Origin of the sequence: Xylanimonas oleitrophica, assembly GCF_003244315.1 — a bacterium.
GTDB lineage: Bacteria > Actinomycetota > Actinomycetes > Actinomycetales > Cellulomonadaceae > Xylanimonas_A > Xylanimonas_A oleitrophica.
Window position 1 is genome coordinate 38,575 of the sequence record NZ_QKWH01000011.1, and the last position, 17,835, is coordinate 56,409.

Annotated in this window: 16 protein-coding genes; 5 read left to right on the plus strand and 11 right to left on the minus strand. The window is 74.1% G+C overall.

Annotation, left to right across the window (positions count from 1 at the left end; translation table 11 throughout):
* The 5 genes from rsfS to DNL40_RS12535 all read right to left on the minus strand — a co-directional run bounded on the left by rsfS (position 1) and on the right by DNL40_RS12535 (position 3,510).
* Positions 1 to 399 (minus strand): ribosome silencing factor, encoded by a 399-nt coding sequence (rsfS, locus tag DNL40_RS12520; protein ID WP_111251597.1) that lies wholly within the window; start codon positions 397 to 399, stop codon positions 1 to 3.
* Positions 396 to 1,334 carry a hypothetical protein gene (locus DNL40_RS12525; protein ID WP_111251598.1) on the minus strand — a complete coding sequence of 313 codons (939 nt, stop codon included), beginning with the start codon at positions 1,332 to 1,334 and terminating at the stop codon, positions 396 to 398. Before DNL40_RS12525 ends, rsfS begins: the two co-directional genes overlap by 4 nt.
* Positions 1,327 to 1,938, minus strand: coding sequence for a nicotinate-nucleotide adenylyltransferase (gene nadD, locus DNL40_RS12530; protein WP_111251599.1), 612 nt, complete (start codon positions 1,936 to 1,938; stop codon positions 1,327 to 1,329). Before nadD ends, DNL40_RS12525 begins: the two co-directional genes overlap by 8 nt.
* A 2-nt stretch (positions 1,939 to 1,940) precedes the next feature.
* Entirely contained in the window at positions 1,941 to 2,090 is a 150-nt protein-coding gene (locus DNL40_RS16490; protein WP_179951071.1) for a hypothetical protein, read from the minus strand.
* A gap of 64 nt (positions 2,091 to 2,154) precedes the next feature.
* Positions 2,155 to 3,510: a glutamate-5-semialdehyde dehydrogenase gene (locus tag DNL40_RS12535; protein WP_111251600.1), complete on the minus strand. Its 1,356-nt coding sequence runs from the start codon at positions 3,508 to 3,510 to the stop codon at positions 2,155 to 2,157.
* A 107-nt stretch (positions 3,511 to 3,617) separates the two neighbouring features.
* Between DNL40_RS12535 and DNL40_RS12540 the strand changes: the two genes are divergently transcribed.
* Positions 3,618 to 5,009, plus strand: coding sequence for an MFS transporter (locus DNL40_RS12540; RefSeq protein ID WP_111251601.1), 1,392 nt, complete (start codon positions 3,618 to 3,620; stop codon positions 5,007 to 5,009).
* Between the two features lie 30 nt (positions 5,010 to 5,039).
* Here DNL40_RS12540 and proB read toward each other — a convergent pair whose 3' ends face one another.
* The 4 genes from proB to rplU form a co-directional block, all read right to left on the minus strand.
* Positions 5,040 to 6,194, minus strand: coding sequence for a glutamate 5-kinase (gene proB / locus DNL40_RS12545; RefSeq protein ID WP_425450781.1), 1,155 nt, complete (start codon positions 6,192 to 6,194; stop codon positions 5,040 to 5,042).
* Between the two features lie 253 nt (positions 6,195 to 6,447).
* Positions 6,448 to 7,965 carry a GTPase ObgE gene (gene obgE, locus DNL40_RS12550; protein WP_111251603.1) on the minus strand — a complete coding sequence of 506 codons (1,518 nt, stop codon included), beginning with the start codon at positions 7,963 to 7,965 and terminating at the stop codon, positions 6,448 to 6,450.
* A gap of 73 nt (positions 7,966 to 8,038) precedes the next feature.
* Positions 8,039 to 8,296, minus strand: coding sequence for a 50S ribosomal protein L27 (rpmA, locus tag DNL40_RS12555; RefSeq protein WP_111251604.1), 258 nt, complete (start codon positions 8,294 to 8,296; stop codon positions 8,039 to 8,041).
* A 79-nt stretch (positions 8,297 to 8,375) separates the two neighbouring features.
* The gene (rplU, locus tag DNL40_RS12560; RefSeq protein ID WP_111251605.1) at positions 8,376 to 8,684 is read right to left on the minus strand and encodes a 50S ribosomal protein L21; all 309 of its coding nucleotides are present in this window, start codon (positions 8,682 to 8,684) and stop codon (positions 8,376 to 8,378) included.
* Between the two features lie 418 nt (positions 8,685 to 9,102).
* On the opposite strand from rplU, the gene DNL40_RS12565 reads away from it, so the two are divergent.
* The 4 genes from DNL40_RS12565 to DNL40_RS12580 all read left to right on the plus strand — a co-directional run bounded on the left by DNL40_RS12565 (position 9,103) and on the right by DNL40_RS12580 (position 13,832).
* Complete coding sequence (locus DNL40_RS12565) at positions 9,103 to 11,085, plus strand: BCCT family transporter (RefSeq protein WP_146252099.1); 1,983 nt, start codon at positions 9,103 to 9,105, stop codon at positions 11,083 to 11,085.
* Between the two features lie 176 nt (positions 11,086 to 11,261).
* Positions 11,262 to 11,840, plus strand: a complete 579-nt coding sequence (locus DNL40_RS12570; protein ID WP_111251606.1) for a protein-L-isoaspartate O-methyltransferase family protein — start codon at positions 11,262 to 11,264, stop codon at positions 11,838 to 11,840.
* Between the two features lie 199 nt (positions 11,841 to 12,039).
* Positions 12,040 to 13,116 (plus strand): fatty acid desaturase family protein, encoded by a 1,077-nt coding sequence (locus DNL40_RS12575; RefSeq protein ID WP_111251607.1) that lies wholly within the window; start codon positions 12,040 to 12,042, stop codon positions 13,114 to 13,116.
* Positions 13,117 to 13,118: 2 nt separating this feature from the next.
* Positions 13,119 to 13,832 (plus strand): GNAT family N-acetyltransferase, encoded by a 714-nt coding sequence (locus DNL40_RS12580; RefSeq protein ID WP_245885902.1) that lies wholly within the window; start codon positions 13,119 to 13,121, stop codon positions 13,830 to 13,832.
* Positions 13,833 to 13,868: 36 nt separating this feature from the next.
* Here DNL40_RS12580 and DNL40_RS12585 read toward each other — a convergent pair whose 3' ends face one another.
* Positions 13,869 to 14,450, minus strand: a complete 582-nt coding sequence (locus tag DNL40_RS12585; protein WP_111251665.1) for a thymidine kinase — start codon at positions 14,448 to 14,450, stop codon at positions 13,869 to 13,871.
* Positions 14,451 to 14,569: 119 nt separating this feature from the next.
* Positions 14,570 to 17,785 carry an Rne/Rng family ribonuclease gene (locus DNL40_RS12590; RefSeq protein WP_245885903.1) on the minus strand — a complete coding sequence of 1,072 codons (3,216 nt, stop codon included), beginning with the start codon at positions 17,783 to 17,785 and terminating at the stop codon, positions 14,570 to 14,572.
* Positions 17,786 to 17,835 lie beyond the last annotated feature (50 nt).

Consider the following 17,835-nt stretch of genomic DNA (forward strand, 5'->3'; position numbering starts at 1 on the left):
TCAGGAGGTGTGGGTCGGCTCGGCCGACGGGGCCTGCGTGACGTCCTCGGGCAGCGGCACCACGGGGCAGTCCTTCCAGAGCCGCTCGAGCGCGTAGTAGACGCGGTCCTCGGCGTGCTGCACGTGCACCACCACCTCGCCGAAGTCGAGCAACACCCAGCGCCCCTCGGCCTTGCCCTCGCGACGGATCGGCTTGGCACCGGCCTTGTGCATGGCCTCCTCGACGGCGTCGACGATCGCCACGACCTGGCGCTCGTTCGTGCCCGAGGCGATGAGGAACACGTCGGTCAGGACGAGCTGCTCGCTCACGTCGAGGGCGATGATCTCCTCGGCCTTGAGGTTCGAGGCCGCACGGGCGGCGACACCCGCCAGCTCGACGGCGCGCTCGGTAGCGGTCACAGAAGTCCTCCGGAGTGCTCGTGGACGGTCGTCGCGCTCACGGGGGCGCTCTGCGGCTCGAAGCTGGGGCTCTCGTTGTCGAGGAGCTTCCACAGCAGCAGGCCCAGCACGAAGGCGACGACGACCAGGATGATGTAGTGCAGCCAGGTGTAGGAGGCCGAGGGCTCGTCGTACTCGTCCTCGTCCGGTTGGGCCGCCTCCCGCGCGCGCACCGGCTGCTCGGGCGCCACGAACGAGTCGAACGGCGACCCCTGGGGCCGCGAGGGCGGCAGCGACCCCGGCCGGGGGGCCGTGGCGGGCGGCTGCGCGGGAGACGCGGCGGAAGGCTGGGCGGGCCCGGAGGCCGGGGCCCCGGTGATCGCCCCCCAGCTCGGCGTGGCGCCCCCCTGTCGCGATGGAGCGGCCGGGGCCGAGCCGGTCGTGGGCGGGAACGCCGTCGGCGCGGCCGCACGGGCGTCCGCCCCGCGCGAGGCCGCGGGTGCCGCACCCGTGGGCGGCTGGGTCCGCGTGGGAGCGGACGCCGGGGCCGCGGTGGACCACGGGGAGGCGGGACGCTGCGCGGGCTGCTGTCCGAACGAGGGCGCCGCCGGTGCTGCCTGCTGGCGGGACGGCATCCGCGTGGGAGCGCCAGGTGCCGGGGTCGACGGCACGTGCCCCTCGGGCGCGCTGCGCACGGGCGTCAGCCGGCCGGTCTCGTCCAGGCCGCGCATGCCACCCGACGCCGTCGGCGGGCGCACCACGGGAGCCTGCGGCGCCGACGGCTGGGAGGGCGCGTGCATGGTGCGGCGCGACGGCGGCTGCGCAGGGGCGGCGTACCCGGCGGCCTGGTGGCCCGCCGGGGCGGCACCCGCCGCGCGTGCTGCGGCGGCCGCCTCACGCTCCCGGATCTCACGGCGCGTCAGCGGGCGGCCCGTGCTGGGGTTGTTCTCACTCATCGCTTGTGTCGTCCCTGAGACCTCGATACAGACCGTGCTTGGCGATGTACTGGACCACACCGTCCGGCACGAGGTACCACACCGGCTGACCAGCCTCCGCGCGCCGACGGCAGTCGGTCGAGGAGATGGCCATGGCGGGCACCTCGAGCGTCGTCACGGCCCCCTCCGGGATGCCGTCGATCTGCATCCGGTGGCCCGGCCGTGTGACGGCGACGAAGTGTGCCATGTCCCACAGCTGCGCCGCATCCTTCCAGGCCAGGATCTGCGCGACGGCGTCCGCCCCGGTGATGAAGAACAGCTCCGCGTCGGGCCGTGCGGCCTGCAGGTCCCGCAGGGTGTCCACGGTGTACGTGAGGCCCGGACGGTCGATGTCGACCCGGCTGACCTTGAACCGCGGGTTGGACGCCGTCGCGATGACGGTCATCAGGTAGCGGTGCTCGGCCGGCGAGACCTTCTGGTGCTGCTTGAACCCCGGCTTCCCCGTGGGCACGAAGACGACCTCGTCGAGGTCGAAGCTCGAGGCGACCTCCGAGGCTGCCACGAGGTGGCCGTGGTGGATGGGGTCGAACGTCCCACCCATCACGCCGATCCGGGGACGGCGCATCGTCAGTGACGGTTCCAGACGTTGCGGAACGCGTACGTGACCACGAGGGCGAAGACGAGCCCGCCGAAGGCGATGAGGCCGAGGGCCACGGGGTGCACGCCACCCGCGTGCTCGACGGTCTCCTGCGCGGCCTGGACGGCGGTCTGCAGCACGGTTCTCCTCCTGTGGTCACTACCAGTCGTGGCGGCCGAGCGATCGGCACGCCCGCCCAGTCTCTCACGGCCGGACGTGCCCCTGGCCGCGCACCACCCACTTGGTGGTGGTGAGCTCGGCCAGGCCCATGGGACCGCGCGCGTGCAGCTTCTGCGTCGAGATGCCGATCTCCGCCCCGAGCCCCAGCTCGCCCCCGTCGGTGAAGCGGGTCGACGCGTTGACCATGACGGCGGCCGAGTCGATCTCGGCGACGAACCGGTCCGCGGCGGTGAGGTCGTTGGTGAGGATCGCCTCCGTGTGCCCGGACGACCAGGTGCGCACGTGCTCGATCGCCTCGTCGAGCGAGCCCACGACCCGGACGGCGAGCTCGAGCGCCAGGTACTCGGTGGCCCAGTCGTCGTCGGTGGCGGGGACCACCTCGACGGCCTCCGGAGCGAGGGCGACCGCCCGCTCGTCGCCGTGCAGCACCACGCCGGCCCCGTGCAGGGCAGCCAGGGCACGGGGCAGGAACGCCTCGGCCACGTCCGCGTGCACCAGCAGCGTCTCCGCGGCGTTGCAGGCCCCCACCCGCTGCGTCTTGGCGTTGAGGACGATGTCGACCGCCTGCGCGACGTCCGCGCTCGCGTCGACGTAGACGTGCACGTTGCCCACGCCGGTCTCGATGACCGGCACCGTGGACTGCTCCACGACGGTACGGATGAGGCTCGCGCCACCACGCGGGATCACCACGTCCACCAGCCCGCGCGCCCGCATGAGCGCGACCCCGCCCGGGCGGCCGTAGCGGTCCACGCTCTGCACCAGGTCCGCAGGCAGCCCCTGGGCCTCGAGCGCCTCGCGCAGCACCCGCAGGATCACCTCGTTCGACCGCGAGGCGGCCGAACCGCCTCGCAGGATCACCGCGTTGCCGCTCTTGAGCGCCAGCCCCGCGGCGTCGACCGTCACGTTGGGCCGCGCCTCGTAGATCATGCCGACCACGCCCATCGGCACCCGCAGCTGGGTCAGCCGCAGGCCGTTGGGCAGGGTCTGACCGCGCACCACCTCGCCGACCGGGTCGGGCAGCGCCGCGACGTCCCGCAGGGCCGCGGCGATCCCGGCGACCCGCTCGGTGGTCAGCGCCAGCCGGTCGAGCAGGCCCGAGCTCATCCCCCCGGCCCGCTCGCGCTCCAGGTCCTCCGCGTTCGCCGCCACCAGCTCGTCCCCGGCAGCCACCAGGGCGTCCGCCAGCGCGTGCAGGGCCGCGTCCTTGACGCCGCGCGGCGCCGTCGCGAGCGCCCGGGCCGCCACCTGGGCGCGGCGGGCGACGTCCTGGACGGCGGTCTCGACGTCGGGCTCGGCGGCGCCCGGCACGGCCGGTGTCGGCGCCGCCGCAGCGGCCGTCTCGGCGTCAGGGGTCACGGCAGGTCCGGTGGCGGCGGTCATGCCACCGAGCCTACGACCGCCTCCCCGGCGGCCGCAGCCGGCGTCCGGCACGCGGGCGGCGGTGCGCCGCGCCGCCGGCCAGCACCAGGAACGGGCACAATCCCCGCATGACCACGCCTCCGCCGGGCGCCCCGGCGCCCGCCCCGACGCGCACCGAGCGTCTGGACCGCCTCCCCTTCACCCGCGCCCACCGCCGGCTTCTGGTCGGCTCCGGGGTGGGCTGGGCCCTGGACGCCATGGACGTCGGCATCATGTCGTTCGTCCTGGTCGCCGTCGCCGAGCAGTGGGCCCTCACCACGGGCGAGCGGTCGCTGCTCGCCTCAATCGGGTTCGCGGGCATGGCCGTCGGGGCCGCGCTCGGCGGGCTGCTCGCCGACCGGGTCGGGCGGCGCCAGGTGTTCGCGCTGACCCTGCTGGTCTACGGCCTGGCCACGGGCGCCTCCGCGCTCGCCGGTGGCATCGCCGTCCTGCTCGTGCTGCGGTTCGTCGTCGGCCTCGGCCTCGGCGCCGAGCTGCCCGTCGCCTCCACCCTCGTCAGCGAGTACGCGCCCGCACGCATCCGCGGCCGTGTCGTGGTGATCCTCGAGTCGTTCTGGGCCGTCGGCTGGGTCGCCGCCGCCGTGGTCGGGCTCCTGCTCGTGCCGACGTCCGACGACGGCTGGCGGTGGGCGTTCGCCATCGGGCTCGCCCCCGCCGCGTGGGCCCTGTACGTGCGGGCACGCCTGCCCGAGTCCGTGCGGTTCCTCGAGCACCGGGGCCGGCACGCCGAGGCCGAGGCGGCCGTCCGTGCGTTCGAGGAGTCCGCCGGGGTGCCGGCACCCGCGACGCCCGACGGCGGACGGGAGCGCGCGCGGGGCGCCCTGCCCGACGCCGGCCCCGCCCGGCGCGTGCCCGTCCGTGCACTGTTCACCGCCGCGCTGCGCCGCCGCACCGTCGCGCTCTGGCTCACCTGGTTCGGCGTGAACTTCGCCTACTACGGCGCCTTCACGTGGATCCCCACCCTGCTGGTCGAGGACGGCTTCAGCATGGTGCGCTCCTTCGGGTACACCCTCGTCATCACCCTCGCCCAGCTCCCCGGGTACGCGGTGGCCGCCTGGCTCATCGAGGTGTGGGGCCGCCGCGCCGTGCTGGTCACGTTCCTCGCGGGCTCGGCCCTGTCCGCCGTCGGGTTCGGCCTCGCGTCCTCCGTGCCCGCCATCCTCACCGCCGGCATCGCCCTGTCGTTCTTCAACCTCGGCGCGTGGGGCGCGCTGTACGCGGTGACGCCGGAGAGCTATCCGACGTCGGTGCGCGCCACCGGCTCGGGCAGCGCCACGGCGTTCGGTCGGCTCGCCTCCATCCTGGCTCCGCTCCTGGTGCTGCCGCTGCGCGAGGTGATCGGCACGGCCGGGGTGTTCGCCGTGTTCGCCGCCGCGTTCGTGCTGGCGATGGTCGGCTCCGCGATGCTCGTGGAGCTCAAGGGGCGCCGTCTCGAGGAGGACGTCCCCGCCTCCGCCTGACCTCGCCCGGCGCTCACCGCGGGCCGGCGCTCAGCTCGACGTCCGGCGCGGACGGGCTGCCCGAGGCTCGAGCACCAGGTCGTCGCGGTGCACCACCTCGCGGTCGTAGCCCTCCCCCAGCTCCTCCCGCAGGTCCGCGGTGTGCCGCCCGAGCAGAGCCGGCAGCTCCTGGGAGTCGAACGCGACCAGGCCCCGCGCCACCACGGTGCCGTCCGGGGCCACCAGGTCCACCGGGTCGCCGGCGTCGAACTCGCCCTCGACCCGTGTGATCCCCGCGGGCAGCAGCGACGCCCGCCCGCCCAGCACCGCCCGGGCCGCGCCGTCGTCCACGTGCAGCTGGCCGCGGACGCCCGCGGCGTGCGCGATCCACAGGCGCCGCGCGGACGCCCGGCGGCCGGTCGCCGCGAAGAACGTCCCGACGTCGTCGCCCCCGAGCGCCCCCGCGGCGTTGCGCGCCGCGGTCAGCACCACCGGGATGCCCGACGCCGTCGCGATCCGCACCGACTCCAGCTTGGTCACCATGCCGCCGGTCCCGAGCGCGCTGCCCCGGGCCGTGACGGGGACGTCCGCCACCTCCGCCAGGTCACCGACGTACGGGATGCGCCGTGCGCCGGGGTGCGACGGCGGCGCGTCGTGCAGGCCGTCGACGTCGGTCAGCAGCACCAGCGCGTCAGCCCGCACCAGGTGGGACACGAGGGCCGCCAACCGGTCGTTGTCCCCGAACTTGAACCCGTCCGTGGTCACGGCGTCGTTCTCGTTCACCACGGGCACGACGCCGAGCGTCAGCAGCCGGGACAGCGCCCGCTCCGCGTTCTTGTAGCGCACCCGCCGCACCGTGTCCTCCGCGGTGAGCAGCACCTGCCCGACGCCGAGACCGTGGTGGGCGAACGCCTCGGTGTAGCGCGCCACGAGCAGCCCCTGCCCGACCGAGGCGGCCGCCTGCAGGGTCGCGAGGTCCCGCGGGCGCGTGCTCAGCCCCAGCGGCCCCACACCCGCCGAGACGGCCCCCGACGTCACGAGCACCACCTGGGTCCCCGCCGCACGGCGCGCAGCCAGCACGTCGACCAGGGAACGGAGCGCGTCGACGTCGAGACGCCCGTCCGGTCCTGTGAGGGACGAGGAGCCGATCTTGACGACCACCCTGCGGGCGACGGGGAGCGCGGAACGGGAGACGGGCAGGTTCACGCCCACATCATGGGCCAGCCGCGGGGCTGGCGTCGCCCCGTTTCGTCCCGTGGGCCCCGTCGGCTCGGTGGGTCTCATGGGCCTTGTGGCTCCCGGTGGCCCCTGCCTCGAAAGCCGGTGTCAGGCCGGCGGTGGCATCTGCCGCCTGCTCGCCCAGACGCCACCGGGGGCGGTCGTGCCGAGCCGCGGGGACGGCGAAGGCGCCGCACGCCAGAGCGTGCGGCGCCTCCCGGCGGCAGCCTCGACGGCGAGCTCAGTCGGCGTCGGGGTCCGTCCAGTGGCCGGCCTCGCGCTCGGTCCACAGCTCCCGGCGCGCCTCCGTCTTGGCGTCCATGCGCTCCTGGAACTCCCGGCGACGGTCGGCACGCGACGGCCGGGCGCTGGAGTCGAGCCGCAGGTCCGTGCCGCGCGCGCCCAGCAGCTCGGGGCCCGTCATGAGCGTGGGCTCCCAGTCGAAGACCACGGCGTTGCGCGGGTCACCGATGCGCACCTCGTCACCGGCCACGGCCCCGGCCTTGAACAGCTGCTCCTCGACACCCAGCTTGGCGAGCCGGTCGGCGAGGAAGCCCACGGCCTCGTCGTTGTTGAAGTCCGTCTGGCGCACCCACCGCTCGGGCTTGGCACCCCGGACCTCGAAGTAGAGGCCGTCGTGGTCGTTCTTGGGCGTGACGGTGAAGCCCGCCTCGTCCACGGCCTTGGGCCGCAGCACCACGCGCGTCGGCTCCGGCGCGGGCGCCTGGGCGCGGGCCTCGGCCACGATCTGCGCCAGCGCGAACGTCAGGGGGCGCAGGCCCTCGTGGCTCGCGGTCGAGATCTCGAACACGCGCAGCCCGCGGCCCTCCAGCTCAGGGCGCACCAGGTCGGCCAGCTCGCGCGCCTCGGGCACGTCGATCTTGTTCAGCACCACCAGGCGCGGACGCTCGGTGAGCGGCACACGGCCGCCCTCGATCCCGAGGTCCCCGGCGTACGCCGCCAGCTCGGCCTCGATGACGTCGAGGTCGGTGATCGGGTCGCGGCCGGGCTCGAGCGTGGCGCAGTCGAGCACGTGCACGATGACGGCGGTGCGCTCGATGTGGCGCAGGAACTCCAGCCCCAGGCCCTTGCCCTCGCTCGCCCCCGGGATGAGGCCCGGCACGTCGGCGACCGTGAACCGGGTGTCGCCGGCCTCGACCACCCCGAGGTTGGGCACCAGCGTCGTGAAGGGGTAGTCGGCGATCTTGGGCCGCGCGGCCGAGACGGCCGCGACGAGCGAGGACTTGCCGGCGCTCGGGAAGCCCACGAGGGCCACGTCGGCGATCGTCTTGAGCTCGAGCACGACGTCGGCGACCTCGCCGGGCTCGCCCAGGAGGGCGAAGCCGGGCGCCTTGCGCTTGGGCGAGGCCAGGGCGCGGTTGCCCAGACCGCCGCGGCCGCCCTGGGCGACGACGTACTCGGCACCGGCTCCCACGAGGTCGGCCAGGACGTTGCCGTCCATGTCCTTGACGACGGTGCCGTCCGGCACGCGCAGCACCAGGTCGGGACCGTTGGCGCCGTCCCGGTCGTCGCCCATGCCCTGGGTGCCGTTCGTGGCCCGCCGGTGCGGCGAGTGGTGGTACTCCAGCAGCGTGGTGGTCTGCGGGTCCACCACGAGACGCACGCTGCCGCCGTCACCGCCGTTGCCGCCGTCCGGGCCGGCGAGCGGCTTGAACTTCTCACGGCGGATCGACGCGACGCCGTGGCCACCGTCACCGCCGGCGGCGTGGAGGACGACTCGATCGACGAAGCTCGCCATGGTCAGATCCTTTCGAAGCAACGCGAGGGGCGCACCGTCGTGCGGTGCGCCCCTCGCGAGAGAGTGGTGAGGCTCAGGCCTCGGCCGACACGATGTCGACGACCTTGCGGCCACGACGCGTCGCGAACGCCACCGAGCCGGCGGTCAGCGCGAACAGGGTGTCGTCGCCGCCGCGGCCGACGTTCTGGCCAGGGTGGAAGTGGGTGCCGCGCTGGCGGACGATGATCTCGCCGGCCTTGACGACCTGGCCGCCGAAGCGCTTGACGCCGAGCGACTTGGCGTTCGAGTCACGACCGTTGCGCGAGGAGCTCGCGCCCTTCTTGTGTGCCATCTGGGGCTACCTGCTTTCGTACGGAAGAACGGGGATCAGACCTGGCGGAGCGGGGCGGGGCCGTCGCTCCGGCGGGAAGTCACTTGATGCCGGTGACCTTGAGGCGGGTCAGGCTCTGGCGGTGACCCTGGCGCTTGCGGTAGCCGGTCTTGTTCTTGTACTTGAGGATCGTGATCTTCGGGCCCTTCTCGTCCCGGACGACCTCGGCGGTGACCTTGACCTTCGCCAGCTTGGCGGCGTCGGTGGTCACCTTCTCCCCGTCCACCAGGAGCAGCGCGGGCAGCTCGACGGTGTCGCCGGCCTTGGCCTCGACACGGTCCATGACGACGATGTCCCCCACGGACACCTTCTCCTGACGGCCACCGGCCTTGACGATCGCGTAAACCACGTTGCATCTCTCCTGGTCTGGGCGTGCCGCACGGCGTCCTACACCGTCTTGGTCGGCAACTCGGTCCGCCGCGGCGGTCGAGTGCGGTGCGTCCGCGAGGCACACGGGACAGGCACGCCGATGGGCGCGCCGACGTCCAAGACTACACGAGACCTCGCGGACCCCGAACGTGAGGTGGCACACGGGCGCCGAGCGGGCCGCGCCGCGTTCCTCTTGCCGACAGCCAGACGCAGGCCGATCGTAGAGCGACAGCGCCGCGCGCGTGCGCGTGCACGCGCGATTCTTATGGTCCAGGGCGCGACCTGGTCAAGGATTCCACCTCCACGAAGGGACCTTCTGCTAGCCTCGTTGGTCGTTTCTTGACGGTTCAATGCTGTTCAGCTCTTCTCCACACCCTTTCGACGAGAGGACAGGCTCCATGGCGAGCACCCGCACCACGTCGTCCGGCGGCGAGGCCAGTCATACCGACGGCGCGCAGCGACACCGCATCAAGCAGGCGTTGCGCGAGGTCACCGACCCCTCGACCGCCGAGGGCGTGCACCCCGCGCTCCTGCCAGGGCTCGGTGTCGAGCGCGCCGGACGGTCCTTCGGGATCGACAAGATCGTCTTCAGCATCGCCGCCGTCCTGGTGGTCGGCGTCATCGCGTGGGGCGTGCTGAGCCCCACCTCCCTCTCGGCCGCGTCCGGGGCCGCGTTCACCATGGTCACCGTCGACTTCGGGTGGCTCTTCAGCCTCCTGACCGTGGTCGTCTTCCTCTTCATGATGTGGATCGGCTTCGGCCGGTACCGTTCCGTCCGCCTCGGCATGGACGACGAGGAGCCCGAGTTCTCGACCGTCTCGTGGGTCGCGATGCTCTTCTCCGCCGGCATCGGCATCGGGCTCCTGTTCTACGGGCCGCTGGAGCCCATGACGTTCTTCCAGACCCTGCCGCCGACGTACTCCGACGTCGAGGCCGGCAGCAACGAGGCGATGCACGTCGCCCTCGCCCAGACCCTCTTCCACTGGGGCCCCGTGGCGTGGGCCTACTACGCGCTGGTGGGTGGCGCCGTCGCCTACGGCGCGTACCGCAAGGGCCGCTCCCCCCTCATCTCTGCGCTGCTCGAGCCGATCTTCGGCAAGCGCACCGAGGGCGCGCTGGGTGCCGTCGTCGACGTGTTCGCCATCGTCGTCACCCTGTTCGGCACCGCCGTCTCGCTCGGCATCGGCGCGCTGCAGATCGGCCGCGGCGCCGAGATCGTCACCGGTGTGGGCCCGCTGGGCAACGGCGCGATCGTCGGCATCATCGCCGTGCTCGCCGTCGCCTTCGTGTTCTCGGCCGTCTCGGGCCTCAAGCGCGGCATCCGAGCCCTGTCGAACATCAACATGGCCGTGGCGGGCCTGCTCGGGATCTTCATCTTCGCCGTGGGCCCCACGGTGCTGCTGCTGAACCTGATGCCCGGCGTGATGATGACGTTCCTCGGCGATCTGCCGCAGCTCATGGCGCAGTCGGCCGCCACCACTCCGGACGCCCAGGGCTTCATGAGCTCGTGGACCACCTACTACTGGGCCTGGTGGGTGTCGTGGACGCCGTTCGTGGGCCTGTTCATCGCGAAGATCAGCCGTGGCCGCACGCTGCGCGAGTTCATGATGACGGTGATCGTCGTCCCGAGCGCCGTGTGCCTGATCTGGTTCACGATCGTGGGCGGCACCAGCATGTGGTTCGAGCAGACGGCCGGCGCGCTGAGCTCCGCGCAGTCCGGCGAGGACATGCTGTTCACGCTGCTGCACAACCTGCCGTTCGGCGCCGTCACCTCGGTGCTGGCGATGATCTCGATCGTCATCTTCTTCGTCACGAGCGCGGACTCCGCCTCCATCGTCATGGCCAGCCTGTCCGAGCGTGGCAACCCGGCGCCCCGGCGCTGGAACACCGTGGTGTGGGGCATCGCCCTCGCCACGATCGCCGCGGTGCTGCTGGTGGGCGGTGGCCAGGTGGCTCTCTCCGGGCTGCAGAGCCTCATGATCGTCTCGGCCCTGCCTTTCGCCGTCGTCGTCGTGCTGATCATGGTGGCCTGGGCGAAGGACCTGGCCCGCGACCCGCAGACCATCCGCCGCCGCTACGCCCGCGAGGCTCTCGTCCAGGGCGTGCGCACGGGCATCGAGGAGCACGGCGACGACTTCGTCATCGGCGTCGTGCCCGCCGAGCCCGACAAGGGCGCCGGTGCATGGCTCGACACGGAGGACCCCGCGCTCACCGACTGGTACACGCCCGAGGAGCCCGCCGACGGCGAGGAGGACGCACAGGATGCCGAGTCCGGGGAGCCCGGCGAGAAGGCCGCCCGCCGCGACGGTGCTGCTGACCAGCACGAGGCCGGTGACGGCGGCGAGGGAGCCGAGGGCGAGCTGACGGCCCCGCGCGCCTGAGCCCACGCACGCCCCGGTGCCGGCGACACGCGGGCCGGCACCGCACGCTGAGGCGCCCGCCCCTCAGGGCGGGCGCCTCAGCGCGTACGGGGCTGCGGCACCGGGCGAGCGCGCACCAGGGTGCGGCGTCGGGGCGAGCGCGTGTGAGCACGCGCCCGACGACGGACGATGACGGCATGGACGACGCCGAGGACGCGGTCGCCGCGGCCGTCCGGGCGGTCGACCGCCGCGGGTTCCTCCCCCGGGCGCGCCGCGCGTACGCCGACCAGGACCGGCCGCTGGAGATCGGGCACGGGCAGACGTGCTCGCAGCCCAGCACGGTGGTGGCGATGCTGCGCCTGCTCGACCCGCACCCCGGGCAGCGGGTGCTGGACGTCGGCTCCGGCTCGGGCTGGACGACGGCGCTCCTGGCGCACCTCGTGGGGCCCGAGGGTGAGGTGCTGGGCGTCGAGCGTCACGCCGACCTCGCCGCGTGGGGTGCGGAGAACGTCGCCCGCGCCCGCACGCCGTGGGCGCGGGTCGTGGCCGCGACACCTGGGGTGCTCGGCGCTCCGCGTGCCGGCGGCTGGGACCGCGTGCTGGTCTCGGCGGCCGCGGACGCGCTGCCCGGTGCGCTGGTCGACCAGCTCGCCCCGGGCGGCCGCCTCGTGGTTCCCGTGCGCCAGACGATGGTGCTCGCGACCAGGGCCGACGACGGCACGGTGGCCGTCACCGAGCACGGCACCTACTCCTTCGTGCCGCTCGTCGAAGACTGAGCGGTCCGGCCCGGACCGCCACAGACCTGTGCGGCCCTGGGAGGCGGTGCCGGCAGGCGGGCCGCCCGCACCTGCGCGAGAGATTCACATCGAGTGCTCGCGCCGCAACCTACGGTCCCGTAGGGTCGAGGCATCCGCACCAACGAGCGTCCGCTCATCTCCTCGGCTGGGAAGTCGGCCCGACCCCCTGCGAGGCACCGTGCCCCCTGTCGCACCCACCACCCTCCGCCCGAACCGGACCACCAGCACCTACACGGCGCTGTCCCAGACGGTCCGTGAGGCGGGTCTCCTGACCCGCGCCTACGGCTACTACGCCTGGACGGGTGCCGCTCTCGCGGTGGCCCTCGGCGGCCTGGTCACCGGGTTCGTGCTGCTGGGCCACTCGTGGTTCCAGCTGCTGATCGCCGCCGGGCTCGGCATCGTGCTCACGCAGCTCGCCTTCCTGGCGCACGAGGCCGCGCACCGGCAGGTGCTCGCCTCCGGCCCCGCCAACGACCGGCTCGGGCGGGCGCTGGCGAACGGTGCCGTGGGCATCAGCTACTCGTGGTGGATGACCAAGCACTCCCGGCACCACGCCAACCCGAACCGCGTGGGCAAGGACCCGGACATCGAGAACGACACCGTCGTGTTCACCCCGGAGGGTGCCCGTGCCCAGCACCGGCTGCTGCGACCGCTGACGCGGGTGCAGGGCTGGGCGTTCTTCCCCCTCCTGACGCTCGAGGGGCTGAACCTGCACGTCACCTCCGTGCGCTCCCTCCTCCAGGGCGACAGGTCCGACCGGCGCACGCGCATGACCGAGCTGGCCACGATCGCGTTGCGCCTGGGCCTGTACGTCGCGGTGGTGTGCTGGGCGCTCCCCCTCGGCATGGCCGCGGCGTTCCTGGGCGTCCAGCTCGCCGTCTTCGGCGTGTACATGGGGGCGTCGTTCGCCCCGAACCACAAGGGCATGGCCATCATCCCGGCCGAGAGCCGGATCGACTTCTTCTCCAAGCAGGTGCTCACGTCCCGCAACATCCGCGGCGGGCACCTGATGAGCGTGCTCATGGGCGGCCTCAACCACCAGATCGAGCACCACCTGTTCCCGAGCATGCCCCGCCCGCACCTGGCGCGGGCGAGGGAGCTGGTGCGCGCCCACTGCGCCCGCACGTCGACGCCGTACGTGGAGACCAGCCTGGTGCGCTCCTACCTGATCGTGGTGCGCTATCTCAACGAGGTTGGCCTGGCCGCCCGCGACCCGTTCGACTGCCCCGCGTACCACCGGCTCCGGGGCGTGTGAGCGTGCGGCGTACCGGCGTGCCGGCACGCCGGCCACGACTGCTGCGCACCACGGCGTGGGAGCCGGTCGTGGTGCCCGGGGACGCCGCGACGCAGGCGTTCCCGGACGCAGTGGCGGCCTCTCCGCTGTTCGACGCCGCCGAGCCGCCCGTGCTGACCGGCGCCCGCGTCGAGGGCGTAGGACCGCTGACGCTGCGCCCCTGGACGCCCGACGACGCCCCGGCCGTGCAGGCTGCGTACTCCGACGGGGCGATCCAGCGCTGGCATGCGCGCCGCCTCGGCACCGTGGCTGAGGCTCGTGGGCTGCTGGCGCAGTGGCGTGCGCGCTGGGACTCCCGCTCGGGAGCGTCGTGGGCGGTCGTCTCGGCGGACGGCACCCTGCTGGCCCGCACCGAGCTCAACGCGTTCGACCTGCGCGACGGCGTGGCCGGTGCCTCGTACTGGGCCGTGCCCGCAGCCCGCGGCCAGGGCGTGGTGCCCGCGGCCCTGCGGGTCGCCGTCAGCTGGGCCTTCGCAGCGGGGTTCCACCGTCTGGAGCTCGAGCACTCGACCCGCAACGCGGCCTCCTGCCGGGCCGCGGTGCGCGCGGGTCTCGACGCCGAAGGCGTGCGCCGCGGTGCGGTGCGGCACGACGACGGCTGGCACGACATGCACGTGCACGCGCTCGTGAACCCCTCGGGCACCGCGGAGAGCGCCCCCCAGCCCGTCTGGGCGTAGACCGCTGCAGGCCGGCAGGTCACGCGGGCCGGCAGGTCACCCGTGCCGGTGCCGGCGGCAGCGGGCCTGGTAGGTCTCGGCCCCGCCCACGTGCGCGGACGTCGGCACCAGCGCCCCTTCCCCGCCGTCTCCGCCGCTCTCCGGCCCGGGCAGGCGCACGTGGTAGGCGGCGTCGCGCCCGCAGACGGCGCACACCGCGGTCAGCTTGTCGACCCGTTCCGCCACGGCCATGAGCGTGGGCAACGGCTCGAACGGGCGCCCGTCGAAGGTGACGGACAGCCCTGCCACCACGACGACGAGCCCGGTGTCGGCGAGCCCCAGCACCACGTCCGCCAGGTCCGGCCCGAAGAACTGCGCCTCGTCGACCGCGACCAGCTCCGTACCGGGCACCACCAGGCCGGGCACGTCGCCCGCGCTGGCCACGGAGTGCGAGGCTGTGGTGAGTCCCGAGTGCGACGCGACCCGACCGCTGCCCGAGCGGGTGTCGAGCACGTGGTTGACGACCACGACCCCGCGCCCGGCGAGCCGTGAGCGGTGCACCCGGCGCACCAGCTCCTCGGACTTCCCGGCGAACATGGGGCCGGCGACCACCTCGATGCGCCCCGTAGCGACGTCCATGCCCCCAGTCAACAGCGCGGCGACCGTGACGGCCCGCAGGAGCTGACGGCACGGCAGCACCGCGACGACGGACGGCCCGGTCCCCCGCAGGGAACCGGGCCGTCCGTCGTCGCGACCGGTCAGGCGTCAGCGGGCTCCGTGGGAGCCTCGGCCGCAGGGTCCGCGGCGACGTCCGTCTCGTCGGCCGCAGAGCGGGGAGCCTCGGTGGCCTCCTCCGACGCGACCTCGTGCTCCGCGCCGACCGGGGCGGCGACGTCGTCGTCCTTGTGGTCGTGAGCGTGCGCCGCGGCGGCGGCGATCGTGGCCAGCGTGGCCTTGACGGCCTCGCGCGCCTCGGACCTGTCCTCGGGCAGCTTGGGCACGTCCGCGTGCGGCGTCGCCTCAGACTGCTTGGCGCGCTTGCGGCGCGAGCGCTTCGACTCGCCCTCGGCCTCGACGGGCTCACCGTGGTGGTGGTTGCCACCCTTCTCGACCGGCTCGGCGTGCACCACGAAGCCGCGGCCCTTGCAGTGCTCGCAGGTCTCGCTGAACGCCTCGACCAGGCCCTGCCCCACACGCTTGCGGGTCATCTGGACCAGGCCGAGCGACGTCACCTCGGCGACCTGGTGCTTGGTGCGGTCGCGGCCCAGGCACTCGACCAGGCGACGCAGCACCAGGTCGCGGTTGGACTCGAGCACCATGTCGATGAAGTCGATGACGATGATGCCGCCGATGTCGCGCAGGCGGAGCTGGCGGACGATCTCCTCGGCCGCCTCGAGGTTGTTGCGGGTGACGGTCTCCTCGAGCGTGCCGCCGGCGCCGGTGAACTTGCCGGTGTTGACGTCGATGACCGTCATGGCCTCGGTGCGGTCGATGACCAGCGAGCCCCCGGAGGGCAGCCAGACCTTGCGGTCCATGCCCTTGGCGAGCTGCTCGTCCACACGGTTCGCGGCGAAGACGTCGCCGTTCTCGACCCACTTGGACACACGCTCACGCAGGTCGGGCGCGAGCTCCTCGACGTAGGAGGAGATCTCCTGCCACGCGCCGTCGCCCTGGACGACGAGCGACGAGAAGTCGTCGTTGAAGATGTCGCGCACCACGCGGATCGCGAGGTCCGGCTCGCCCTGCAGCAGCGCCGGGGCGCTGGTCGAGGACTTCTCGGCCTTGGTGGTGATGGCGGTCCACTGCGACTCGAGCCGCTGGACGTCGGCGCGCAGCTCCTCCTCGCTCGCGCCCTCGGCGGCGGTGCGCACGATGACTCCGGCGCCCTCGGGGACGACGTCACGCAGGATCTTCTTGAGGCGGTTGCGCTCGACGTCCGGCAGCTTGCGGCTGATGCCGGTCATGCCACCGCCGGGCACGAACACCAGGTACCGGCCGGCGAGCGTGATCTGCGAGGTGAGCCGGGCGCCCTTGTGGCCGATCGGGTCCTTGGTGACCTGGACGAGCACGGAGTCACCCGACTTGAGGGCCTGCTCGATGCGGCGCGGCTGACCGCCGTCGAGGCCCGCGGCGTCCCAGTTGACCTCACCGGCGTACAGGACCGCGTTGCGGCCCTTGCCGACGTCGACGAACGCGGCCTCCATGGACGGCAGCACGTTCTGCACGCGGCCCAGGTAGACGTTGCCGACCATCGAGGACTGCGACTGCTGGGACACGTAGTGCTCCACGAGCACGCCGTCCTCGAGCACCGCGATCTGCGTGCGGCCGTTCTTCTCCCGCACGATCATCGAGCGGGAGACGGACTCGCGGCGAGCGAGGAACTCCGCCTCGGTGATGATCTGGCGGCGGCGCCCGGCGTCGCGACCCTCGCGGCGGCGCTGGCGCTTGGCCTCCAGGCGCGTCGACCCCTTGAGGGCGGTGACCTCGTCCCGCTCGCGCGGGCGGGAGGACTCGGCGCGCTCGGCGCGCGAGCCCCGACGACGGCGGCGACGACGGCGCGACGAGCCTGACTCGTCGTCGCCGTGCTCGTCGGTGCCGTCCTCGACCGCGTCCTCCTGCTGGTCGGCGTCCTCGGGCTCGTCCCCCTCGTCGTCCTGCTCGTCGGAGACCTCGTCGCCCTGCTCGTCCGAGCCGTCTCCACGACGTCCCCCGCGGCGGCCGCGGCCACCACGGCGACGACGACGGCGCGGGCGGTCGTCGGCCTGCTCGATCTCGGCGTCCGCGGCCTCCTCCAGGAGGTCCTCGGGGGCCAGGTCGACCAGCTCGACGCCGTCGGCCACGAGCTCGGCCTCGATGGCGGCGACCTCCTCGGCCGCGGCGACGTCGTCGTCCGTGAGAGCGGCGACGGCCGGCTGCTCCGCCGTCTCCTCGGTGCTCGTGCCGGGCTCGACGACCTTCTCCTGTGCGCGGGCGGGCGCCTCGCCGCTCTTGCCGCGGCCACGCCGCGAGGACCGGCGGCCGCCCTGGGCGGGGGCCTCGGCCGTCTCGGCGGCGGGCTCCGCCGCCTCCGTCTGCGTCTGCTGCGCCTCGGCGGCATCGTCATCGTGCGGGCGCGGGGGCCCGGCGGGCGCCTGCGCACGCCGCGGGCGGCGCGAGGCGGACAGGTCGGGGGCCTGGAACAGCATGGCCGTGGTGGCCAGGCGCGGGGTGGTGGATCCGGGGGCGGTGGCGGCGGGCGTCTCGGCCGGCTTCTCCGCCTGCTCGGCAGCAGCGGCGACAGCAGGCTCGGGCGCGACGGCAGCACCGGCGGTCTCGGGCTTCTTGCGGCGCGAGCGCGTCGCCTTCTTCGGCGCGGCGTCGGCCGCGGCGGGGGCAGGCTCGGCGTCGGCCGCGGCGGGCGCGACCGGCTCCGGGGTCTCCGCGGCAGCCGGCTCGGCAGCGACCGGCTCGGCCGGCTTCTCCGTGCGGGCGCGACGCGAGCGGCTGGCCTTCTTGGGCGCCTCCTCGGCCGGGGCGGCGGCCTGCTCGGCCGGCTGTGCGGCGTCGTCGTCGCCGCCCGGGAGCACGATGTCGTCGAGGGAGCGCACGGCCCGGCGGGAGCCGGTGCCGCTGGAGCGGCCGGCGGTCACCTTCACGGGCGGGGCCTCGGCGGCGGGCGCCGGGCGCTCGGGCAGGAGGATGTCGTCGAGGCTCAGGCCCTCGGCGGGCGCCGGGGTCGACGTCGGCCGCGAGGCGCGGCGGCTGCGACGCGCCGGGGCGGCGGGCGCCGGCTCCGCGACGGGCGCGGGGGCGACGGCGGCCGGGTCGGCCGTGCCGGAGACGGGAGCCTCGTCACGGCTCGGGAGGGTGATGCCCAGGTCGGGGGCGGGCGTCGCGACGGGTCCGCCGGCGGCGCGGGTGGCCCGGCGGCGGGCGGGCTTGCGCGAGGCGGTGCCCTCGGCGTCGGTCGCGTCGTGGGTGCTGTCAGAGGTCACGTGGCGTGCTCCTGCTGCCCTGCCGCCCACCCCACACCTGTGGACCGCCG

Coding starts and splice junctions, on each gene's coding strand:
- DNL40_RS12565 (WP_146252099.1), top strand. CDS start 9,103: ATGGCGAGCACCCGCACCACGTCGTCCGGCGGCGAGGCCAGTCATACC.
- DNL40_RS12525 (WP_111251598.1), bottom strand. CDS start 1,334: ATGAGTGAGAACAACCCCAGCACGGGCCGCCCGCTGACGCGCCGTGAG.
- nadD (WP_111251599.1), bottom strand. CDS start 1,938: ATGCGCCGTCCCCGGATCGGCGTGATGGGTGGGACGTTCGACCCCATC.
- DNL40_RS12535 (WP_111251600.1), bottom strand. CDS start 3,510: ATGACCGCCGCCACCGGACCTGCCGTGACCCCTGACGCCGAGACGGCC.
- DNL40_RS12585 (WP_111251665.1), bottom strand. CDS start 14,450: ATGGACGTCGCTACGGGGCGCATCGAGGTGGTCGCCGGCCCCATGTTC.
- DNL40_RS12540 (WP_111251601.1), top strand. CDS start 3,618: ATGACCACGCCTCCGCCGGGCGCCCCGGCGCCCGCCCCGACGCGCACC.
- obgE (WP_111251603.1), bottom strand. CDS start 7,965: ATGGCGAGCTTCGTCGATCGAGTCGTCCTCCACGCCGCCGGCGGTGAC.
- rpmA (WP_111251604.1), bottom strand. CDS start 8,296: ATGGCACACAAGAAGGGCGCGAGCTCCTCGCGCAACGGTCGTGACTCG.
- DNL40_RS12570 (WP_111251606.1), top strand. CDS start 11,262: ATGGACGACGCCGAGGACGCGGTCGCCGCGGCCGTCCGGGCGGTCGAC.